We start from the raw sequence: 19,567 nt of genomic DNA, 5'->3' as shown, positions 1-19,567 counted from the left end.
ATCAGGAGATTTCAGAGACCCCCAATCGAAATCTCCTGATCTTTTTTATTAATTTCCTCAAAAAATAAATGCTATGATAAAGGATGGATCTTTGGTTAAACAGGAGGTTGCACAATTAAACGCACCAGATTCTGAACAGCTTAGGGTACACTCCATAGAGTCTTTTGGTACCCACGACGGCCCCGGGATTAGAATGGTAGTATTTGTGCAGGGTTGCCAGTTTCGCTGTCTTTACTGTGCCAATCCCGATACCATGGATGTAAAAGGAGGGCATTTTTTGGATCTAGATGAGATTGTAGCGCGTGCGGTAAAACAGAAGCCTTACTTTCGCGATAAAGGAGGCGTTACCGTTTCGGGAGGGGAACCTTTGTTGCAGCGGGCCATTCTTAAAAAGTTATTTGACCGCCTGCACGATGAGAATATCAATACGGTGCTTGATTCCAATGGGCGCGTAATAGACCAGCAGGCCAAAGACCTGCTCGATGTGACCGATTTGCTGATGCTCGATGTAAAGCATTTTAACAACGAATGGCATAAAAAACTCACCGGCCTCTCCAATGTGAGTACTTTTAAAATAGCCGAATACCGCGAAAGTACCGGTAAACCCATGTGGCTAAGATATGTGCTGGTTCCCGGCTGGAGTGACCAGGAAGAACACCTGCATGAGCTGGGCAGGCATTTTAAAGATTATAAAAGCATAGAGCGGGTAGAAATCCTGCCTTATCACCAGCTTGGGGTACACAAATGGGAAGCTCTGGGCATGGAATATAAGCTGAAGGATGTAAGCCCTCCAAACGCTGAGACTCTTGAAAATGCTGCCTCTATTTTCAGAAAATACTTCCGGGAAGTACGGGTAAACTGATCCTGAAAAATTCCGAAGAAATTTCATCCGGCTTCAGCTAAAAATTAGTTCCTGAAAAGGCTACTTTTGGATGGTCTTTTTCAATAGTTCAAAAATCAAAATAAGATAATCATGTCTGCACTACTGGACTTTCTAAGTACCGATTATGTTGCTCTTTTTATAATTATAGGTATAGGGATCATCCTGGGAAAGGTTTCCTATAAAGGTTTGTCGCTGGATTCTTCGGCAGTGATCTTTGTCGCAATGTTTTACGGCTACGCAATGTTCTCGCAGGGTGTGGAGTTTGCCTTACCAGGCATTATTCAGCAAATAGGATTGTTGCTGTTTATCTTTACCATTGGGATGCAGGCTGGTCCCACCTTTTTTGAGGTATATAAATCTCAGGGAAGAAAGCTCATCAGCATGGCTTTTTTAACTGTTTTTGCGGGTGCTGTTACAACGCTTGTTTTGGCACAGGTATTAGATATTGATTACAGGATTGCTGTAGGATTATTTTCTGGGGCGCTAACCAGTACTCCGGGTCTGGCAGCTGCTATCGAAGCTACAGGCTCTTCTTTGGCATCTATTGGATATGGTATTGCTTACCCTTTTGGAGTAGTGGGGGTCATTCTTTTTGTTAGGCTGGTGCCTAAGATTTTCGCAACCAATATGGCCAGGGAAGAACAGAAGTACATTGAAGAAACACAAACTAAAATTCCCGAAGTGGGCCATAAGAACTTTATGGTGACCAACGAAAATGCCGATGGGAAAACCATTGGAGAGCTTGATATTAGAATGATGACCAAGGCGAATATTTCCCGGGTCATGAGAGCGAATGAAACCTCCATTCCACCCGCAGCCGATCTTGTTCTTCGGAAAGGAGACGTGGTAAGGGCTGTAGGTACCACTGAAGCACTTAAAAGGGTAGAACTTCTTTTAGGACACCCCACAGACATCGAGATTCCCGAAAGCGGAATGTTTGAAGTGAGATGGTACGTGATTTCCAAACGTAACGTGGTGAGTAAGACTTTGGGAGAACTCAGCCTTAGAGAGAACTATAAAGCAACGGTTACGCGAATTAGAAGGGCCGGGATAGACCTGCCGGCAAGACCATCAGTAAAACTGAGGTTTGGCGACCGCCTGTTCATTTCATCTACTAAAGGAAACGTAAACGGACTAAGTCTGCTCTTTGGAGACAGCATGAAAGAGGTTGAAACTACCAGCTTTTTGCCTGTGGCACTTGGTATTATAATAGGTTTGATGATTGGGGCAATTGAAATCCCTCTTCCCGGTGGCAGCTCTTTTTCGCTCGGGCTTACCGGCGGCGTCCTGCTTGCTGCTCTTGTGTTGAGTAGGATTGGAAAAACCGGACCCATTCTATGGAATCTACCGGGCACCGGAAATCACATTCTGCGACAGTTTGGTCTTTTGCTTTTTCTCATTCCCGTGGGGCTTTCGGCAGGCAGCCATTTAGGGCCCACCATTCAGGAATACGGGTTAAGCCTCTTCGCCATTGGGGCGGCCATTACACTTATCCCTATGATCATTGTGGTATTGGTGGCCAGGATCATTCTCAAAATGAACTTCCTGTCGGTACTGGGAGCTCTAACGGGAGGAATGACCAGTACGCCAGGCTTAAGTGCGGTAGATTCCATGACGAGTAGTGAAGGCCCGCAGGTTGCATACGCTACTGTGTACCCGCTGGCACTGGTGGCGATCATCATCTTCACCCAGGTGCTTAGTTTCATCTTATAAAAGCTAACATCAATTTCTTCGGGAGCATATTTTTTCTGGGAGCGGTTTAAATTCAGATTTTTGCTGACTAACTTTGACGAGTTTACTTCTGAAGCTGTCGTAGGAAATTTCAGAAAAGGAGCAGGGTTTTCCGAAGTTGATTCCAATAAAAATAGTTGTCAAAAATGACATTTTTGGGAGGTAAAGGATTTTACTTTTATATTTAAGATTCCAATACATTCCATGAGAAAGATCCTTTTATTTATTCTGGTCCTGTTATTCCTCGCCCTTGGGGTTGTGGCGTACATTTACTATCCGCGGCTTAACCTCATTACCGGGTTTGCCGCTAAAAATATGTGTTCCTGTGTTTACGAAGCCGGAAGAGAGCCGCAGAGCGTAGCTGCTCAGGATAATAATTTCAGTCCTGTAGATCTTGCTGAATACGAAATCGACAGGGAAGACAAAACTGCCTCTGCTAGCGTTTTTGGACTTAAAGAACGTACTGCCATGTACAATCCCGGTCTTGGGTGTGTGCTTCTTCCCGAAGATACTGGCCGAAATGACCTGCCCAAAGCAAAGCCGAACCGCCTGCAAGCCGCATCTTCTCTTCCTTATCCTTACGGCAATAATAAACCTGTAGATACCATCTTTCCTGAAGTTGATTACGGGCAGCTGGAACTGGCACTCAAAAATGCCTTTTTTGAAGAGTATAAATCGAGAGCCGTTGTCGTGTTGTACAAAGACAGATTGTTAGCCGAAAAATATGCACCCGGATTCAGTAAAGACACGAAACTATTAGGCTGGTCTATGACCAAAAGCATTACCAGCGCAGTTCTTGGAGTGTTGGCGAAGCAGGGAAGAATTTCTGTAGAAAACGATCATCTTTTTTCCGAATGGGAAGCCGATGAAAGACAAAATATTACTCTTAACAACCTGCTTCACATGAACAGCGGATTAAAGTGGGAAGAAGACTACACAAAAATTTCAGATGTCACCAAAATGCTTTTTCTGGCTGATGATATGAGTGAGGTGCAGTTACACAAGAATCTTGAAGGGCAGCCCGGCATCATTTGGAACTACTCATCGGGTACTTCCAATTTGCTTTCAGCATATATTAGGGACCAGTTTAGTACCCACCAGGAATATCTCGATTTTTGGTACGCCCAACTTATCGATAAAATTGGAATGAATTCAATGACTTTGGAAACCGATCTGGCCAGTAACTATGTTGGCTCCTCCTATTCCTGGGCTACCGCCCGCGACTGGGCAAAGTTCGGGCTGTTGTATCTCAATGAAGGCAATTGGAACGGGGAGCAGATCATTAGCAAAGACTGGGTGAGATATACGGTAAAACCTGTCGAGGGCTCAGATGGGAAATATGGTGCGTATTTTTGGCTCAATGCCGGTGGTGAATATCCAGATGTGCCGCGCGATCTTTACTCAGCAAACGGTTTTCAGGGGCAGCATGTATTCGTTATTCCGTCGAAAAATTTGGTAGTAGTTCGATTAGGGCTTGTTGAACATCCGGAGTTTGACCTCAATGTATTTCTAAGAGAAGTTATTGCAGCAGTTGAGAAAGATCAATAAACAAGCACTGAATTTAGGATAAGAATACCACTATTTCCGAAAGAGTACCTGCAATTACTGCGAAAGCCAGAACTCCTTTTTGCACTTACTTCTGAAAAATTCCAACAGCCGCAATCCAAGTATTGCTTTGAAAGTAAACTTTGGATATGATCTCTTATGCACTTTATCGGCGATACTTGCGGTTAGTCGAAAAATATGGAAAGAGTGTCCAAACATTCTGTTAACACCAAGCTGAGGTATATTGTAATTATTACATTTAAAGCCCTATTTGTTTTAAATGAAATTTAAAGTCAATAAAGCCGTCCTGCTGTCTATTATCGTTTTTGGAGTGATTGCAGCACTTTATTTGAATTACTTGTTTTCCCTCATTTGAGATACTCAGCAAGTTTTTCTCAAAAGTTAATAGTGAGCGCTAAAAACATCAGGGTAGGATTACTCTCGCATTTTCTGTAATTTTTTCTCCTATCTTCCTTTACTTCAGGATCACCGTAATTTATACGGAATGATTTTCTTCCGAAGTGTTTGCGCTTAATCCAGAATTTCGTAATGTATCGGCTTAAAGCTGCCGTTGTTACTGTCTTCGGCAGAGCAGGCGGTGAGGGCGACAATGAGGTCCATTTCGGCTTCGAAGAGCACATAATCTCCGGCCTTGCTTAGCGGCGGATCTACACTCAACTTTCCTTTTTCGTCAAACTGCACATTCATAAAAATGTTGAAAGCTGTCGGCACATCATCGGGTTCAATGCCGAAAGGCTTCAGATTTGTATATAAATTTTCAAAGCAACTGGGGTGATAATCGGGGTTGTTGTACATTATCTTAAAAGTCTCGGGACTGCACGGGGCGAGTAAGAAATCATTGCGGCCGTTGGTGTCTTCCAGGATCTTCATCATTTTATTGCTTCGGTTACTCCACAACCAATCGCCTTTGGTGATCAAAATGCTTTCCTCAAAGTCTAAAGTTTTTCCTGAAGAGATCTTTTCCCGCGGGTCTTCAGCATTAAAAAGCACCATATCGCTCACCTGTTCGCCCTGCGGATCTATGACCTTCAATTTTTGCCCTTTTTGAAGCTTAAATGCTGCGCCTGTTTGTTTTTCAATGACCTGTACCATGTTCTTTTTTTATGTTTTTGCTTAGTTGTGAAGATTGAAGATCCTGTCTTTCTTCAAGGTGCCGGCAAACAGAATGCACATCATCCTTTTCAAATCCCTGATGGAGTTTTGCAATGGCCTGCACTTTTAGGGGTTCACACCAAAATCCGGTGATGAGTGGCAGGTGATCTTCGATCATGTCCCGCGGAAGATCTTTATAGTAAATTGGGTCTCTCTGATCATCCTCAAATTTCTGAATCAGATTTTGAAGATTTGTTTCGAGTTCTTCCCGCGACTGTAACTTCAGCTTTACATTAACGTGCACAGCCGAATAATCCCAGGTGCTAATGTTGATGTCCTTATACCAGGAGGAGGAAACGTAGCCTTGTGCGCCGTGAAAGATAAGCAGGGCTTCAATCCCGTCTTTAAGGAATTTGTATTGCTCATTGGCCTCGGCAATGTGACCATACAACCTGAATTTTTCGGAAGTGCCTTCAATTAGAATCGGGATATGTGTAGCCAGCAGGTCTTCCCCCTGCAATACAAACGTGGCGAAGGGATGCTGGTCTATAAAATCAAAAACGTACTGCGGATCTTTTTTGAGATATTTCTTTTGCCGAAACATGCGTAATTATTTTCCGTGAAGAAAAGGACATTTCCATTCTTCTCCAACTTTTCGGCCGCTATACTGCCTGGCTTCGCTGCGTTCACCAAAATCTTCGAGCATGGGGTTGATCTCTCCCTGCAACTCTATGTCTCTCTCCCTAATTTTGTCCCTTACGGTGTGGTAAGTGTTCATTTCCCTTAATTTCTCAAACTGCCAGTGCAGGTTAAAAGCAATGGCAGGGTAAGGTGCCTGTCTTGCCTTGCGGGAGCTGTTGGGATGTAAGCCCACTATATAAAAGGCTTTCCCGCCAAGACTGAAACTGAAATTTTTATTATCGGGATCGGGACTTACCGCCTCATCCCATTCAGCATCGTCTACCTCGTGCAAATGCTGTAACTGTTCCCACAGGGTCTTCTCAAATTCTTCTTCGGAATAATCCTGCTTACCTTTAAAACCGACTAAAAAAGTAAGAAAATCATTAGATTCAAAATCGTATGCGGCGATGTATTTCTTTAAATCGGCAAGTATAGCTTTCGCGGTTTCCCTGCTTCCGAAGTTATCATATTCATGAAAATCCACTTTGTCCATGCTAAACACGGTCTGGGCCATGACGCATGGATGATTGTTGCCTATTATAAAATCTTCAAACTGAGATTTCGCGGAAGAAACTTCAGAAATTTGTTGTTCTTTTACCTGGGACATAAAATTGTATTTCAGTAAAAATAATAGCTGAAAGTGTTGTTTTCAGCAGGTTTAAGAATCCCTTAGTTGAGTTTTAAGTAAGATTAACAGCTTTTTACCTAATGTGTTAGCTTTTCTCGCGATAGCGGTAAATGAGGAAAAGCATAAAGCTGTTGAGCATAAAAGCAACGCCATTGGTAGCTATAATAGGAATGTCTTTTGTGATCACCCCGTAAGTCACCCAAAGTGCCAGGCCGGTAATGAGCACAAAGAACATCCCGGGAGAAACGTCGTCTACTTCTTTGGTCTTCCAGGCTTTCCAAATTTGCGGGGTTACCGCCGCAGTGGTAAAAACGCCTGCGGTGAGGCCCAATATTTCTGTCCAGCCTATCATTAGCGTTCTACATCTTTGAGTAACCAGTCTTCGAGCACTTCATCTACACTGTCGCTGTGAAGCACCGAAATATCTCCTGTAGCCTCAAAAATCACCGCCCTAACCTGGGAGAGGTTAAGCACATTTGCCTCGCGTAGCTTCGACCTTAGATCTCCTTCGGTGACTTTTGCCCTGTGAAGGTTATGTGTAAGAATTTTCTGCCCGTCCATAAGCATTAAAGGAGAATTATCTACCACTTCACCAACTCCTTTATATCTTCGGAAAAAAGCAACACTAATCTGGAGACCGTAGATGAGAGCGAGGCCGAGAATTCCGCTTGCCAGGCTCACATTTTTGGAAAGCACTGTAGATGCGATTATAGAACCTATAGCCACCGTCATGGCGAAATCAAAGCTCGACATTTTTGAAAAACTTCTTTTTCCGGCGAGTCGGGTGAACAGGATGATAGCGATGTAAATTCCTACCGCATTTACCGAAATAGCAATGACAGCTTTCCAGCCTATGTTAAACCATTCTTCCATAGTAATTTTTCATTGGTTAAGAGAAACAAGATAAGCATCTGGGGTTTATCAGGCGCCTACCACTTCGCCGCCGTTCACGTGAATTACCTGCCCGGTGATATAACTGGCATCTTTACTGGCCAAAAATACGTAGGCCGGGCCTACTTCACTAGGTTGCCCGGCTCTGCCTAAAGGCACTTTTTTGCCAAATTCGGCTACGTGTTTTGCATCAAAACTGGCAGGGATTAATGGCGTCCAAATAGGGCCGGGAGCCACTGCGTTCACCCGAATGTTCTTTTCGGCCAGCATTTTTGAAAGCGAGCGGGTAAAAGCCGTGATCGCGCCTTTTGTACTCGAATAATCGAGCAGGTGCTCACTGCCGCGATAGGCCGTCACCGAGGTGGTATTAATTATGCAATCGCCGTCTTTAAGGTGTTTTAAAGCCTCATTGACAACGAAAAAATACGGATAAATGTTAGTTTCAAAAGTTTTCCTCACCTGTTCTGCCGTTACCTGTTCCGGTTCTTCTTTTGGGAACTGCATGGCTGCATTATTGACCAGAATATTGAGTCCGCCGAATTTATCTACAGTTTTTTGCACCACTTCCTGGCAAAACTTTTCATCCTTAAGATCTCCTTTTAGGGCCAAACCTTCAGATCCTGCTTTTTCGATCATTTTGACCGTTTCTTTGGCATCTTTGTCTTCAGAAAGATATACAATGGCCACTTTAGCGCCTTCTTTGGCAAAATGCACCGCCACACTTTGACCAATACCGCTGTCACCGCCGGTGATAAGAGCCACTTTGCCTTTCAGTTTTTCACTGCCTTTATAATCTTTTCGTATCACCTCGGGTTCGGGGTGCATCTTTTGCTGGTTTCCCGGTTGTTTTTTCTGTTTCTGCTTCGGAAGGTCTTTAGGTTTGCCCATAGCTTGACTTTTAGAATTTTAAAGTTAGAGAACCACACTTTAGGCTGCTGAAGGTTTAAGAAAGATTTAGCGCAGCTTTAAACAAAGAATAACGTCTCTTTAATTTGAATATCTTTGAGGCTGAAAAATGACATTTTTGGAACCTCTTTCTTTTGATATTGTAATTATTGGCGGTGGCGCCGCCGGATTCTTCACCGCGATAAATGCTGGGGAAATGGCTCCGGAAGCCAAAATTTGCATCCTGGAAAGAGGAAAGGATGTGCTTACCAAGGTGAGGATCTCGGGCGGCGGAAGGTGTAACGTTACCCACGCCGAATTTCTTCCGAAGGAACTCACTAAAAACTACCCTCGCGGCGAAAAAGAGCTGCGCGGACCCTTCCACAGCTTCATGACCGGCGATACCATCGAGTGGTTCGAGAAAAGAGGCGTGCCGCTGAAGATCGAAGATGACGGCAGGATGTTTCCGGAATCAAATTCTTCAGAAACCATCATAGATCTATTTCTAAAGGAGTCAAAAAGGTTAAAAATCGAGGTGCTTACCAAACGTGCTGTGCAGGATGTGCAATTGCACAATGACCGGTGGGAAATTGTGACCTCTCAAGAGACTTTTACTGCTGAAAAAATTTTAGTGGCTACGGGCAGCAATCCAAAAATTTGGGAAATGCTCAAAGATCTGGGTCACAACATTGTTCCCGGCGTGCCTTCGCTGTTCACCTTCAAGATCACCGATGCCCTAATCAAAGATCTCCCAGGAGTGGCTACGAATGCCGTTGTTCGCCTTAGAGGTAAAAAGCTGGAGACATCAGGGCCACTTTTGATCACTCACTGGGGCATGAGCGGGCCTGCTATTTTAAAACTATCTGCCTGGGGCGCAAGGGAACTCAGCGATAAAAAGAATTTCGAGATTGAAGTCAACTGGCTGCCAGAACTTTCTCCTGAAGAAATTTCTGAAGAACTGCAACGTCTCAAAAAGGACAATGCGAAACAGTCGCCACATAAATATGCACAGTTTGAGCTGCCAAAACGGCTTTGGCAAAGTTTGGTCATTGCTTCAGGAATTGGGGCTGAGGTTCGCTGGGCCGATCTCAATAAACAGCAGCTGGAAGAATTAACAAGCCAACTTAGCTGTGGCATTTTCCAGGTGCATGGCAAGAGTACTTTTAAAGAAGAGTTCGTGACTGCGGGCGGGGTGGAATTAAAGGAAGTGAACTTCAAGACTTTTGAAAGTCGGGTCTGTAAAAACCTCTTTTTGGCAGGTGAGGTTTTAAACATTGATGCCATCACCGGCGGCTTCAATTTCCAAAATGCCTGGACCGGCGGTTACCTTGCAGCCAAAGCCATGACTTTAGAATAATCTGAGGCTTTTTCTGCTGGCTGTTAATATTTATTTTGTTAGGCGTTTGGTCGTATTTCTTTATCCAATCGTTTCCTTTTAAAATATTCAACAATTTCTTTTTTAGTCATGGTTGATAATTTTTCGCTCAATGTTTTTCGTTGCTCCCGCATAAATTGGACAGCATCAAAATCTTTTTTAGTTTTCGTTTTCATAACTTATTATATCTCTTGGGGAGCGAATTTCCAATTGCTTATACCCATTTTTCATGTTTATAGCATTGTACCCGCGTATTCGCTCAATATTTACTATATGCTTAAAATTCCAGCTTATTAAAAGATCGGCTCGGTTTACTGTCGCTAAGGCGATATGGAGACAATCTGCATAGCTTGTTTTTCCCACTACCTTTTCTTTTTGATATTCTAAGGCTAATTCCACCGCTTCATCGTCTGTTTCGAGAAAATCGGTCAGGTCAGCTTTTATTCTGGTCACCAAGGTCTTAACTTTCCCGGGCGCAAATTTTAATTCCTCCTGAGTGACATCAGAAAACAAGATTATAAATTCCCCATTATTTATTCGTTCAAAAAGCGGTTTGGTGAATTCTTCAAATTCCATATCAAAAAATCCTCCAAAAACTGACGTATCAATGTAAATCCGCTGTTTTTTCATCTATTAAATTTACCAAATTTTGCATTGACTACCGATTCTGCTGTTTAAAAACTATTTTATTGAACCAGGAAGTGGGTAGGAGCTTTCGGGCGATGAGTACTGCCTCGGCACCTTTTCCGGCAGGATATCTTAATTTTTGACTTTCATCTGTAGCGGCTTTAAAAACAGTTTCTGCAACTACCTCGGGCCCGGGAGCTTTCTCATTCCTCTTCTTCATTCCGTGGAGAATATTTTTCTCCATTTTGTCATAGCCTTTCACATCTTTATTTTCAAAGGTCTTAAGGGAACGCCCATGAAAATCTGTTTTAATAGCAGCCGGTTCTATCATTTTAACTCCTATGTTAAACTGCTTTAGCTCATATTGTAAAGCTTCAGTAAAACCTTCAAGCGCCCACTTACTGGAACAGTAAAGACTATACAAGGGTATGGTAAACCTCCCTACGACCGAGGAAGTGTTGATGATCATGCCTTCCCCTCTCTGTTTAAAATAAGGGATAAACTGGCGGGTAAGATCCATCACGCCAAAAACATTGACCTTAAACTGGTTGAGCACATCCTCTTCTGAAGATTTCTCGAAAGCACCCACTGCGCCATAACCGGCGTTGTTGAACAGGACATCTATAGAGGTGAAATCGTCTTCCACCTGTGAGATAATATTTTGCAGGTGCTCCTTTTTTGTCACGTCCAGCCTGTAAAGTTTAAGGTTAGAGGTTTCTCCTAACTCAGTTTCTTCTTCGGGAGAGCGCATGGTCGCGGCAACATTCCAGCCTTTTTGGGCAAAAAGTTTTGCTGTGGCGCGGCCAATTCCGCTGGAGGCACCGGTGATGAGGATCGTCTTTGGCATAGTTCTTTTTTTATTGCCTCTCTAAAATAGCATTTTTTAACGGCTTTTGCTTTTGCAGGAAAATCTATCTTTGTGCTATGACCGAAAAAGATTTTATTCCGAAGTCCTACCCGGTAACGGTAGAGCAGGGGGAGGTAACCTGGCAAAGCCCGAGTAACATTGCCCTCGTAAAATACTGGGGAAAGCTGGAACATCAAATTCCGGCGAATCCGTCGATTAGTTTTACGCTCAATTCATGCCGTACAACCACTAAACTGAAGTTTCAGAAGAAACAAAAACCTGCTGCTGATTTTGATTTCAGGTTGTTTTTTGAAGGGGATGAAAAAGATGCTTTCAGGCCAAAGATCCTGAAGTTCATGCAAAGAGTGGAGCCATATTTGCCATTTTTGAAAGACTATGAATTTACTATAGAAACTTCGAATTCATTTCCCCACAGCAGCGGAATTGCATCTTCGGCCAGTGGTATGAGTGCCCTTGCACTTTGTCTTATGAGTCTTGAAAGACAACTGGATCCCGAAATGGATGAAGAATATTTCACCCGAAAAAGCTCATTTTTGGCAAGGCTGGGATCGGGTAGTGCCTGTCGCAGCATTGAAGGAGAGCTTGTAGTTTGGGGCATGCATAATAACATTTACAGGAGCAGCGATCTATACGGAGTTCCTTTTCGGGATGAAGTGCATGACAACTTCAGGAATTATCGCGATACCATTTTGCTTGTAGATAAAGATGAAAAGCAGGTGAGTAGTACGCTGGGCCATGATCTTATGAATGATCATCCTTATGCCGAAACCCGCTTCAGGCAGGCGCACGACAACCTTGATAAGCTGAAAAAGATCTTCCGAAGTGGTGATCTTTCAGAATTTATAAAAGTGGTGGAAAGTGAGGCTTTGACGCTGCATGCGATGATGATGACGAGTCAGCCGTATTTTCTCCTCATGAAGCCCAACACACTCGCGATTATCAACAAAATTTTCAGGTTTAGAGAAGAAACCGGGCTGCATTTGTGTTTTACTCTTGATGCAGGTGCGAATGTTCATTTGCTTTTCCCGGAGAAAGAGGCGCAGGAAACACTGGAATTTATTGAAGCGGAACTAAAACAATTCTGCCAGAACGGCCAGTATATCAATGACAGAGTAGGCAGCGGCGCGAAGAAATTGGCCTGATAATTGACTTAGATCATATGGGGTAATGAATTACATTTCAGTTAAATGTATATCTTTGCAGCAATATGTTCTATGACTTATCGATTCAAAGAATTGAAAACAGTTAAGACTAACATAAAAATTAAGGATGTATTCTTCAGGGATGAGAAAGTTTTCTTTTCTTTAGAAGATGGTGAGATTGGCGCTCCTTTGGAGTAGTATCCCAGATTATACAACGCTTCTCAAGAAGAGCTGTTGGATTTTTCAATTTCTCCCGGTGGTTATGGGGTGCATTGGAAGAGGGTGTAGATGAAGATCTTTCTGCCCACGGAATATTAAACTCATAACCAGGAAAAAAATACCAAGTCGCTATGAAAGGACCTTTATTTTATTCTAAAATCTTACTCTTCGGAGAATATGGGATCATCAAAGATTCCAAAGGTTTGTCTATTCCGTATAACTTCTACAATGGGGCTTTAAAAGTTGATGAAGATCCATCGGGAGAAGCACAGAAATCTAACAGGAGCCTAAAGCGATTTGCAGATTACCTGGAGGAGCTTCAGGCGAAAATGCCGGAGCTTGTTCAGTTTAATTTTACTGAACTTAAGGCAGATATAGAAAAAGGAATGTACTTCGATTCAAGTATTCCGCAGGGATATGGTGTGGGAAGTAGTGGGGCTTTAGTGGCTGCAATTTATGATGAATACGCAGTAGAAAAGATCACTGTACTCGAAAATCTTACCCGGGAAAAGCTTTTAAAGCTGAAAAAGATCTTTGGGGAAATGGAGTCTTTCTTCCATGGAAAATCTTCGGGGCTGGATCCTTTGAATTCATATCTGAGCATTCCAATCCTTATTAACTCAAAAGACAATATCGAACCTGCCGGAATTCCGTCGCAAACGCAAAACGGAAAAGGTGCAGTGTTCCTTCTCGATAGCGGATCTGTTGGAGAGACTGCTCCCATGGTAAACATTTTTATGGAGAACATGAAGCAGGAACCTTTCAGAAAAATGCTGAAAGATCAATTCGTAAAACATACCGATGCCTGTGTTGATGATTTCTTAAAGGGGGACGTAAAATCCCTTTTTGGGAACATGAAAAAGCTGTCTCATGTTGTGCTTGACAACTTTAAACCTATGATCCCGGACCAATTCCATAAACTCTGGAAAAATGGGATCGAGACAAATGACTACTACCTCAAGCTTTGCGGCTCTGGTGGTGGCGGTTACATTCTCGGGTTTACAGAAGATATTGAAAAGGCCAGAAAAGCATTAAAAGATTACCGCCTGGAAGTAGTCTACAACTTCTAAAGCGATCCATGGCTTCTATTTCCAAAAAGCGGCTTCTGCTCAAGATTCTCAGCTTTATTTCGGTCATTAGGGGCTACAATATCCTGGTGCTGGTCATTGCCCAGTATTTTACCTCAATTTTCATCCTGGCACCCGATCATCCTATGGGGCAGGTGCTCTTTGATCCTAATTTGTTCTTTATGGTGCTGGCTACGGCTTCTATCGTGGCTTCGGGGTACATTATTAATAATTTTTACGACAGCGAGAAAGACCTTATCAATCGGCCGCAAAAGACAATGCTGGACCGGTTTGTAAGTCAGCGAACGAAGCTTTCGGTTTATTTTATTCTTAACCTGGCGGGGATCTTCTTTGCAAGCTATCTCTCTTTTAGGGCAGTATCTTTCTTTGCGATATATATTTTTGTGATCTGGTTTTATTCGCACCGTCTCAAGAAAATTCTTTTTCTCAATAACCTGGTTGCATCTGTAATAACGATTACCCCGTTTTTTGCTGTTTTTCTTTACTATAAAAATTTTGATACCGTTATACTTGTCCACGCAGCCTTTTTATACCTCATCATTTTGATGCGGGAAATGGTGAAGGATTTGGAGAATATGAAAGGAGATTTGGTGCAGGGGTACAGGACCATTCCCATTGTGTACGGGGAAAACTTCAGTAAGAGCTTAATCACCGGTCTAACGTTGTTATCAATGATTCCGGTTTATTTTCTCATCTTTCGGTTTGAGATCGGCAAGATGTATTACTTCTTTTACGGAGCAGTGTTCGTGCTGTTAATCTTCCTGCTGGTGCTATACTTCAGCAAAGCTAAATGGCAGTATCTGTTACTCCACAATCTGCTGAAGTTCATTATTGTTGCCGGGGTTTTCAGTATCCTGCTGATTGATGTAGATGCCTTGTTGAGCAGAGTGTTTTAGGATTGTATAAGGTATATTAAATATTGTATAATGGCATTTTAATCACATGACCTTAATCTTCGGCAGGTAAATACTTGAATTTAAAATAGTAAAAGGTTTCACGCCGAGATCGCAAAGAATTTTGTCTTTACATTGGAATGGATTTTTTTTCACAGAACTCAAAGCTCCGCCTCCCTTTAGTCCCGATAGCTATCGGGAGGGGTAAAGCGGAGAGTCTTGAAGTCCTTATCTTCAAATCTTCAAATCATCACATCTTCAAATCTTTTATCAAACAAACCACTATCTTTGTACAAAATTATTTTATATGAGTAGAAATGACAGGTCATCCGGAAGCAGGGGAGACCGCTCTTCCAATAAGACGAGTAGCGGAAGACAGGGCGGCGCTGGCCGTACCAAGTCCCATTCCCGCGGAAATGCTCCGGTAAGCCGAGATGAAAAGGATCCTAAGAACATGTCCCGCGGCAATGCACCCGTAAAGAAGAAACAGGGCGGGGCCGGAAAAAGTGAAGGGATGAGGTTGAATAAGTATATTGCCAATTCCGGCATCTGCTCCAGGAGAGATGCCGATATCTATATTGCTGCCGGAAATGTTACGGTAAATGGGAAGGTGGTGACCGAAATGGGACACAAAGTACAGATCTCAGATGAGGTGAAGTTTGACGGCCGCCGCGTTAACCCCGAAAAACCTGAGTATATCCTTTTAAACAAGCCAAAAGGTTTTTACGTAACCGGAAGTCTTGAGAAAAAGAACAGGACAGTAATGGATCTTGTAGCAAATGCTTCAAAATCAAAGCTTACTCCTGTAGGGAAACTGGACACCCAGGCCACAGGTTTGTTGCTGTTCACCAATGACGGTACACTGGCAAAGAATCTTGCAAACCCAAAGAACGGGATAAGGCAAATTTATCATCTTGAGCTGGATAAAGATTTGGCCTATGATGATCTTCAGAAGATAAAAGAAGGTGTGAACCTGGAAGACGGTACTGCAAAAGTCACCGAAGTGAGTTATGTAGAGAACAAACCAAAAAGAGAGGTAGGCCTTGAAATTAAAAGTACCAAAGCCCATATTGTGCAGCGTATATTTAAAAGTCTTGGGTACGAAATAGTAAAACTTGACCGTGTAGTCTACGGCGGATTGACCAAAAAAGACCTTACCCGCGGCCACTGGAGAGTATTGAGTCAGCAGGAGGTGATCAACCTTTCCAACATCTGATTTCACTCAGTTTAAAGCTTATAAAGACCAGCCGGAAAGTTGTAAAAGGAGATTAAAAAAAATCCTGCAACTTTCCGGCTTTTTAATACATTTGCTTTAGCTAAGCTAAAATGATGAAAGAAACACCACTTGGATTATCCCATTGGTTTTTAATAAATTACCTTTCCGGCCACTGTAGCCTTAACAAACTTTTATCACGTTATTTTTTCAGCATTGGCTTATAATTTCTACTTTTTAACCTTAAACTTTATTACGTAAAAATTGAATACGAAGTATAGCGATTTAATCGACCAGACTTATTATTTCCCCCAGGAAGAATTTAAGGTAGAAGGAAGTGAACTGCATTTTCATGGTATTGATCTCATGGAGCTCGTTAAAGAATACGGTGCACCCTTAAAATTCACTTATCTTCCCAAGATTTCGGAAAATATAAACAAAGCCAAAAACTGGTTTTTTGATGCTCTTAAAAAGCACGATTACCCCGGCACTTACAACTATTGCTACTGCACCAAAAGTTCTCATTTTGAGCACGTGCTCAATGAGGCCTTAAAGAATGATATTCACATTGAAACTTCGGCAGCCGTAGATATCAATATTGTTGAAAATCTTAAAAAGAACGGGAAGATCACTAATGATACATATGTGATTTGTAACGGTTTTAAGAGGAACGGCTATATTACCAATATTGCCAACCTTATTAATGGCGGACATAAGAATTGTGTTCCCATTATTGACAATTACGAAGAGATCGATCTGCTTTCTGAAGCTATTGACGGGAAATACAAAATTGGGATCAGGATTGCTTCGGAAGAAGAGCCAAAATTTGAATTTTACACCTCCCGGCTTGGAATAGGCTACAAGAACATTGTGCCTTTTTTCAATAAGCAAATCAAGGATAATGAGCAAGTGGAGCTGAAGATGCTTCACTTCTTTATCAATACCGGGATTCGCGATACCGCCTATTACTGGAACGAATTACTGAAGTGTTTACGGGTTTATATCAACCTTAAGCGTGTGTGCCCGTCTCTTGACAGCCTGAACATTGGTGGCGGTTTTCCGGTGAAAAACTCTCTTCACTTTGAATATGACTACAAGTACATGGTGGAGGAGATCGTCAACCAGATCAAGATCGCCTGTGATGAAGCTGAAGTGGAGCCACCTCACATATTTACAGAGTTTGGTTCTTTTACCGTGGGTGAAAGCGGGGGTGCCATTTATGAGATCCTTTACCAAAAGCAGCAAAACGACAGGGAGAAATGGAATATGATCAATTCTTCCTTTATTACTACCCTGCCCGATACCTGGGCAATTAGCAAAAAGTTCGTCATGCTGGCCGTAAACCGGTGGAATGATGAATATGAGCGGGTATTGCTTGGAGGTCTCACCTGTGATAGTGATGATTATTACAACTCAGAGCAAAACACCAACGCCATTTATCTTCCAAAGTATAAACGGGAAAAGCCATTGTATATCGGTTTTTTTAATACCGGTGCTTATCAGGATACCATTGGCGGTTTTGGCGGCTTGCAACACTGTTTGATTCCGCAGCCAAAACAGATCCTTATTAACAGAGACAAAGACGGAAATCTGGAGACCAGGTTATTTAGCGAGCAGCAGGAACCCCGGGATTTTCTAAAAATTCTCGGATACGAGAAATAGTCAGGAATTTTTATATTTTTAACTATATATAATTGAAGCAATTAGAACACAACAATCGCTAATAAAATGAGTAAAAAGAATTACGCCGGCATTCCGGACAAGTATGCACGCTTAGATGACGCAAAAGTAGTTTTGATCCCGGTTCCCTATGACGGAACAAGTACCTGGGGTAAGGGTGCCGATAAAGGCCCTGATGCTTTTCTGGAAGCTTCAGAGAATATGGAGCTCTTTGATATCGAGACCCGTACTGAAGTCTATAAAAAAGGTGTGTACCTTGCGCCGCCGGTGACCGAAGATTCGTCTCCAGAGAAAATGGTAGAAGCGGTTCACAAAACCGTAAAGAATTACATTAAGCAGGAAAAATTCGTTACTATTTTTGGCGGCGAGCATTCAATTTCTATTGGAACCATTCGTGCTTTTAACGAAAGCTTTGAAGACCTTACCGTAGTGCAGATCGATGCACATGCCGATTTGCGTCCAGAGTACGAAGGCACAACCTGTAACCATGCCTGTGCTGTACACGAAGCCAGTAAAAAGACTAACCTTATCCAGGTTGGTATCAGGTCTATGGATATTTCTGAAATGGATCACATGGATGAAAATCAGGTGTACTGGGCACACGATCTTTATGAGGACTGGATGGATGATGCCATTGGGCAAATGACGCCAAACGTTTTCATTACTATTGATCTTGATGCTTTTGATCCTTCTATTTTGCCTTCCACAGGAACTCCCGAGCCGGGTGGAATGTTCTGGTATGAAACCCTGGAATTCTTAAAGTTGATGTTCAAAAAGAAGAATGTGGTAGGATTCGACATTGTAGAGCTTAACCCGAACGAAAACGAAAGATCATCTGACTTTCTTGCGGCTAAACTTTACTATAAAATGTTGAGCTACAAATTCAAATATTTAAATCATAACGAAGACGAAGACGATGAGTAAAGGACCGGTTACGGAATTTATAGAAAAACATTTTAAACATTTTAACTCAGCGGCTCTAGTTGATGCCGCAAAAGGATATCAGGCGCAACTTGATAAGGGGAACAAAATGCTAGTTACCCTGGCTGGTGCGATGAGTACTGCCGAGATTGGAAAAAGTTTTGCTGAAATGATCCGTCAGGACAAGGTGCAGTTCATTTCCTGTACAGGTGCTAACCTGGAAGAGGATGTGATGAATCTTGTGGCACACACACATTACGAGCGCGTGCCTCATTATCGCGATCTTACAGCGCAGGATGAATGGGACCTGTTGGAGCGCGGTTTAAACCGGGTTACCGATACCTGTATTCCTGAAGAGGAAGCTTTCCGAAGAATTCAGAAGCATATAGTGAAGATCTGGAAGGATGCTGAAGCTGCCGGAGAAAGATATTTTCCGCATGAATATATGTATAAGCTGTTGCTCAGCGGAGTGATGGAGGAGTACTATGAGATCGACCTGAAGGATTCATGGATGTATGCCGCAGCCGAAAAGAACCTGCCAATGGTGGTTCCGGGCTGGGAAGACAGTACGATGGGGAACATTTTCGCTTCTTACGTAATGAAAGGCGAGTTGAAAGCCAGCACAATGAAATCTGGAATTGAATATATGGGCTTTATTGCCGACTGGTATACGAAGAATACCGACAAAGGAGTTGGTTTCTTCCAAATTGGTGGAGGTATTGCGGGAGATTTCCCGATATGCGTTGTGCCAATGTTATATCAGGATATGGAAATGCATGATATTCCTTTCTGGAGCTATTTCTGCCAGATCTCCGATTCTACCACCAGCTACGGAAGTTATTCCGGTGCTGTACCCAATGAAAAGATCACCTGGGGAAAACTCGATAAAGACACACCTAAGTTCATTATCGAAAGTGATGCTACAATTGTGGCACCTCTTGTGTTTGCCTACCTTTTAGGCTGGTAACAACAAGATCTAAGAATAATTATTCAACTCCGGAAGCAGCAATGCCTTCGGAGTTTTTTTAGCCCCCTAAATCTCCCGAAGGGGGACTTTTCTTCTGAATCTTCTTCACTCATTTTCTTCGTGCTCTTCTTTTCAAATCTTAGTGAGCTTTGCGTGAAATTATCAAGTCTTCATCTGCGTCAATCTGCGAGATCAGCGGGAAACATTTTTCACATTT

At 42.6% G+C, this 19,567-nt stretch carries 20 protein-coding genes and 1 pseudogene; 12 read left to right on the top strand and 9 right to left on the bottom strand.

Annotated elements, in window-relative coordinates; translation table 11 throughout:
* Positions 1-73: 73 nt before the first annotated feature.
* The 3 genes from pflA to OQ279_RS08335 all read left to right on the top strand — a co-directional run bounded on the left by pflA (position 74) and on the right by OQ279_RS08335 (position 4,162).
* A complete protein-coding gene (gene pflA, locus OQ279_RS08345) occupies positions 74-862 on the top strand; it encodes a pyruvate formate-lyase-activating protein (RefSeq protein ID WP_266069425.1) in 789 nt (262 codons plus the stop codon).
* 111 nt (positions 863-973) lie between these two features.
* Entirely contained in the window at positions 974-2,596 is a 1,623-nt protein-coding gene (locus OQ279_RS08340; protein ID WP_266069424.1) for an aspartate:alanine exchanger family transporter, read from the top strand.
* A 222-nt stretch (positions 2,597-2,818) separates the two neighbouring features.
* Positions 2,819-4,162, top strand: coding sequence for a serine hydrolase domain-containing protein (locus OQ279_RS08335; RefSeq protein ID WP_266069423.1), 1,344 nt, complete (start codon positions 2,819-2,821; stop codon positions 4,160-4,162).
* Positions 4,163-4,690: 528 nt separating this feature from the next.
* Here OQ279_RS08335 and OQ279_RS08330 read toward each other — a convergent pair.
* From OQ279_RS08330 to OQ279_RS08305, 6 genes are all read right to left on the bottom strand, one after another.
* The gene (locus OQ279_RS08330) at positions 4,691-5,272 is read right to left on the bottom strand and encodes a DUF1989 domain-containing protein (protein ID WP_266069422.1); all 582 of its coding nucleotides are present in this window, start codon (positions 5,270-5,272) and stop codon (positions 4,691-4,693) included.
* Positions 5,256-5,876 (bottom strand): FMN-binding negative transcriptional regulator, encoded by a 621-nt coding sequence (locus OQ279_RS08325; RefSeq protein WP_266069420.1) that lies wholly within the window; start codon positions 5,874-5,876, stop codon positions 5,256-5,258. Before OQ279_RS08325 ends, OQ279_RS08330 begins: the two co-directional genes overlap by 17 nt.
* A 6-nt stretch (positions 5,877-5,882) precedes the next feature.
* Positions 5,883-6,560: a guanitoxin biosynthesis heme-dependent pre-guanitoxin N-hydroxylase GntA gene (gntA, locus tag OQ279_RS08320; protein WP_266069419.1), complete on the bottom strand. Its 678-nt coding sequence runs from the start codon at positions 6,558-6,560 to the stop codon at positions 5,883-5,885.
* Positions 6,561-6,666: 106 nt separating this feature from the next.
* Entirely contained in the window at positions 6,667-6,933 is a 267-nt protein-coding gene (locus OQ279_RS08315; protein ID WP_266069418.1) for a SemiSWEET family sugar transporter, read from the bottom strand.
* Positions 6,933-7,454 (bottom strand): DUF421 domain-containing protein, encoded by a 522-nt coding sequence (locus tag OQ279_RS08310; protein WP_266069417.1) that lies wholly within the window; start codon positions 7,452-7,454, stop codon positions 6,933-6,935. The genes OQ279_RS08315 and OQ279_RS08310 overlap by 1 nt, the downstream gene beginning before the upstream one ends.
* A gap of 48 nt (positions 7,455-7,502) precedes the next feature.
* Complete coding sequence (locus OQ279_RS08305; protein WP_266069416.1) at positions 7,503-8,360, bottom strand: SDR family oxidoreductase; 858 nt, start codon at positions 8,358-8,360, stop codon at positions 7,503-7,505.
* Positions 8,361-8,487: 127 nt separating this feature from the next.
* Here OQ279_RS08305 and OQ279_RS08300 point away from each other — a divergent pair, with 127 nt between their 5' ends.
* On the top strand, positions 8,488-9,714 hold the full coding sequence (locus OQ279_RS08300; protein WP_266069415.1) for a BaiN/RdsA family NAD(P)/FAD-dependent oxidoreductase: 1,227 nt from the start codon (positions 8,488-8,490) through the stop codon (positions 9,712-9,714).
* Positions 9,715-9,752: 38 nt separating this feature from the next.
* Here OQ279_RS08300 and OQ279_RS08295 read toward each other — a convergent pair whose 3' ends face one another.
* The 3 genes from OQ279_RS08295 to OQ279_RS08285 are packed head-to-tail and all read right to left on the bottom strand — an operon-like array spanning position 9,753 to position 11,206.
* Positions 9,753-9,908, bottom strand: coding sequence for a hypothetical protein (locus OQ279_RS08295; protein ID WP_266069414.1), 156 nt, complete (start codon positions 9,906-9,908; stop codon positions 9,753-9,755).
* The gene (locus tag OQ279_RS08290) at positions 9,892-10,362 is read right to left on the bottom strand and encodes a PIN domain-containing protein (RefSeq protein WP_266069413.1); all 471 of its coding nucleotides are present in this window, start codon (positions 10,360-10,362) and stop codon (positions 9,892-9,894) included. The genes OQ279_RS08295 and OQ279_RS08290 overlap by 17 nt, the downstream gene beginning before the upstream one ends.
* A gap of 28 nt (positions 10,363-10,390) precedes the next feature.
* Positions 10,391-11,206, bottom strand: coding sequence for an SDR family oxidoreductase (locus OQ279_RS08285; protein WP_266069412.1), 816 nt, complete (start codon positions 11,204-11,206; stop codon positions 10,391-10,393).
* A gap of 77 nt (positions 11,207-11,283) precedes the next feature.
* Here OQ279_RS08285 and OQ279_RS08280 point away from each other — a divergent pair, with 77 nt between their 5' ends.
* From OQ279_RS08280 to OQ279_RS08250, 8 genes and pseudogenes are all read left to right on the top strand, one after another.
* Positions 11,284-12,369: a diphosphomevalonate decarboxylase gene (locus tag OQ279_RS08280; protein WP_266069411.1), complete on the top strand. Its 1,086-nt coding sequence runs from the start codon at positions 11,284-11,286 to the stop codon at positions 12,367-12,369.
* Between the two features lie 210 nt (positions 12,370-12,579).
* Positions 12,580-12,657 (top strand): annotated as a pseudogene (locus OQ279_RS17940) (DUF2442 domain-containing protein); the annotation flags it as partial.
* A 62-nt stretch (positions 12,658-12,719) separates the two neighbouring features.
* Entirely contained in the window at positions 12,720-13,658 is a 939-nt protein-coding gene (locus OQ279_RS08275) for a mevalonate kinase family protein (protein ID WP_266069410.1), read from the top strand.
* An 8-nt stretch (positions 13,659-13,666) separates the two neighbouring features.
* The gene (locus tag OQ279_RS08270; protein ID WP_266069409.1) at positions 13,667-14,572 is read left to right on the top strand and encodes a geranylgeranylglycerol-phosphate geranylgeranyltransferase; all 906 of its coding nucleotides are present in this window, start codon (positions 13,667-13,669) and stop codon (positions 14,570-14,572) included.
* Positions 14,573-14,876: 304 nt separating this feature from the next.
* Positions 14,877-15,785 (top strand): pseudouridine synthase, encoded by a 909-nt coding sequence (locus OQ279_RS08265; protein ID WP_266069408.1) that lies wholly within the window; start codon positions 14,877-14,879, stop codon positions 15,783-15,785.
* A 261-nt stretch (positions 15,786-16,046) separates the two neighbouring features.
* A complete protein-coding gene (locus tag OQ279_RS08260; protein WP_266069407.1) occupies positions 16,047-17,444 on the top strand; it encodes a type III PLP-dependent enzyme domain-containing protein in 1,398 nt (465 codons plus the stop codon).
* Positions 17,445-17,510: 66 nt separating this feature from the next.
* A complete protein-coding gene (gene speB, locus OQ279_RS08255) occupies positions 17,511-18,386 on the top strand; it encodes an agmatinase (RefSeq protein ID WP_266069406.1) in 876 nt (291 codons plus the stop codon).
* Entirely contained in the window at positions 18,379-19,350 is a 972-nt protein-coding gene (locus tag OQ279_RS08250; protein ID WP_266069405.1) for a deoxyhypusine synthase family protein, read from the top strand. The genes speB and OQ279_RS08250 overlap by 8 nt, the downstream gene beginning before the upstream one ends.
* Positions 19,351-19,567 lie beyond the last annotated feature (217 nt).

Source organism: Salinimicrobium profundisediminis, assembly GCF_026241755.1.
In the GTDB taxonomy this organism is placed as follows: Bacteria; Bacteroidota; Bacteroidia; order Flavobacteriales; family Flavobacteriaceae; genus Salinimicrobium; species Salinimicrobium profundisediminis.
The sequence above is the reverse complement of the archived record's forward strand: the minus strand, read 5'-3'. Positions and strand labels throughout refer to the sequence as shown.

What these genes read in the sequence shown, in the direction of transcription:
- pflA (WP_266069425.1), top strand. Translation starts at nt 74, where the DNA reads ATGATAAAGGATGGATCTTTGGTTAAACAGGAGGTTGCACAATTAAAC.
- OQ279_RS08340 (WP_266069424.1), top strand. Translation starts at nt 974, where the DNA reads ATGTCTGCACTACTGGACTTTCTAAGTACCGATTATGTTGCTCTTTTT.
- OQ279_RS08335 (WP_266069423.1), top strand. Translation starts at nt 2,819, where the DNA reads ATGAGAAAGATCCTTTTATTTATTCTGGTCCTGTTATTCCTCGCCCTT.
- OQ279_RS08330 (WP_266069422.1), bottom strand. Translation starts at nt 5,272, where the DNA reads ATGGTACAGGTCATTGAAAAACAAACAGGCGCAGCATTTAAGCTTCAA.
- OQ279_RS08325 (WP_266069420.1), bottom strand. Translation starts at nt 5,876, where the DNA reads ATGTTTCGGCAAAAGAAATATCTCAAAAAAGATCCGCAGTACGTTTTT.
- gntA (WP_266069419.1), bottom strand. Translation starts at nt 6,560, where the DNA reads ATGTCCCAGGTAAAAGAACAACAAATTTCTGAAGTTTCTTCCGCGAAA.
- OQ279_RS08315 (WP_266069418.1), bottom strand. Translation starts at nt 6,933, where the DNA reads ATGATAGGCTGGACAGAAATATTGGGCCTCACCGCAGGCGTTTTTACC.
- OQ279_RS08310 (WP_266069417.1), bottom strand. Translation starts at nt 7,454, where the DNA reads ATGGAAGAATGGTTTAACATAGGCTGGAAAGCTGTCATTGCTATTTCG.
- OQ279_RS08305 (WP_266069416.1), bottom strand. Translation starts at nt 8,360, where the DNA reads ATGGGCAAACCTAAAGACCTTCCGAAGCAGAAACAGAAAAAACAACCG.
- OQ279_RS08300 (WP_266069415.1), top strand. Translation starts at nt 8,488, where the DNA reads ATGACATTTTTGGAACCTCTTTCTTTTGATATTGTAATTATTGGCGGT.
- OQ279_RS08295 (WP_266069414.1), bottom strand. Translation starts at nt 9,908, where the DNA reads ATGAAAACGAAAACTAAAAAAGATTTTGATGCTGTCCAATTTATGCGG.
- OQ279_RS08290 (WP_266069413.1), bottom strand. Translation starts at nt 10,362, where the DNA reads ATGAAAAAACAGCGGATTTACATTGATACGTCAGTTTTTGGAGGATTT.
- OQ279_RS08285 (WP_266069412.1), bottom strand. Translation starts at nt 11,206, where the DNA reads ATGCCAAAGACGATCCTCATCACCGGTGCCTCCAGCGGAATTGGCCGC.
- OQ279_RS08280 (WP_266069411.1), top strand. Translation starts at nt 11,284, where the DNA reads ATGACCGAAAAAGATTTTATTCCGAAGTCCTACCCGGTAACGGTAGAG.
- OQ279_RS08275 (WP_266069410.1), top strand. Translation starts at nt 12,720, where the DNA reads ATGAAAGGACCTTTATTTTATTCTAAAATCTTACTCTTCGGAGAATAT.
- OQ279_RS08270 (WP_266069409.1), top strand. Translation starts at nt 13,667, where the DNA reads ATGGCTTCTATTTCCAAAAAGCGGCTTCTGCTCAAGATTCTCAGCTTT.
- OQ279_RS08265 (WP_266069408.1), top strand. Translation starts at nt 14,877, where the DNA reads ATGAGTAGAAATGACAGGTCATCCGGAAGCAGGGGAGACCGCTCTTCC.
- speB (WP_266069406.1), top strand. Translation starts at nt 17,511, where the DNA reads ATGAGTAAAAAGAATTACGCCGGCATTCCGGACAAGTATGCACGCTTA.
- OQ279_RS08250 (WP_266069405.1), top strand. Translation starts at nt 18,379, where the DNA reads ATGAGTAAAGGACCGGTTACGGAATTTATAGAAAAACATTTTAAACAT.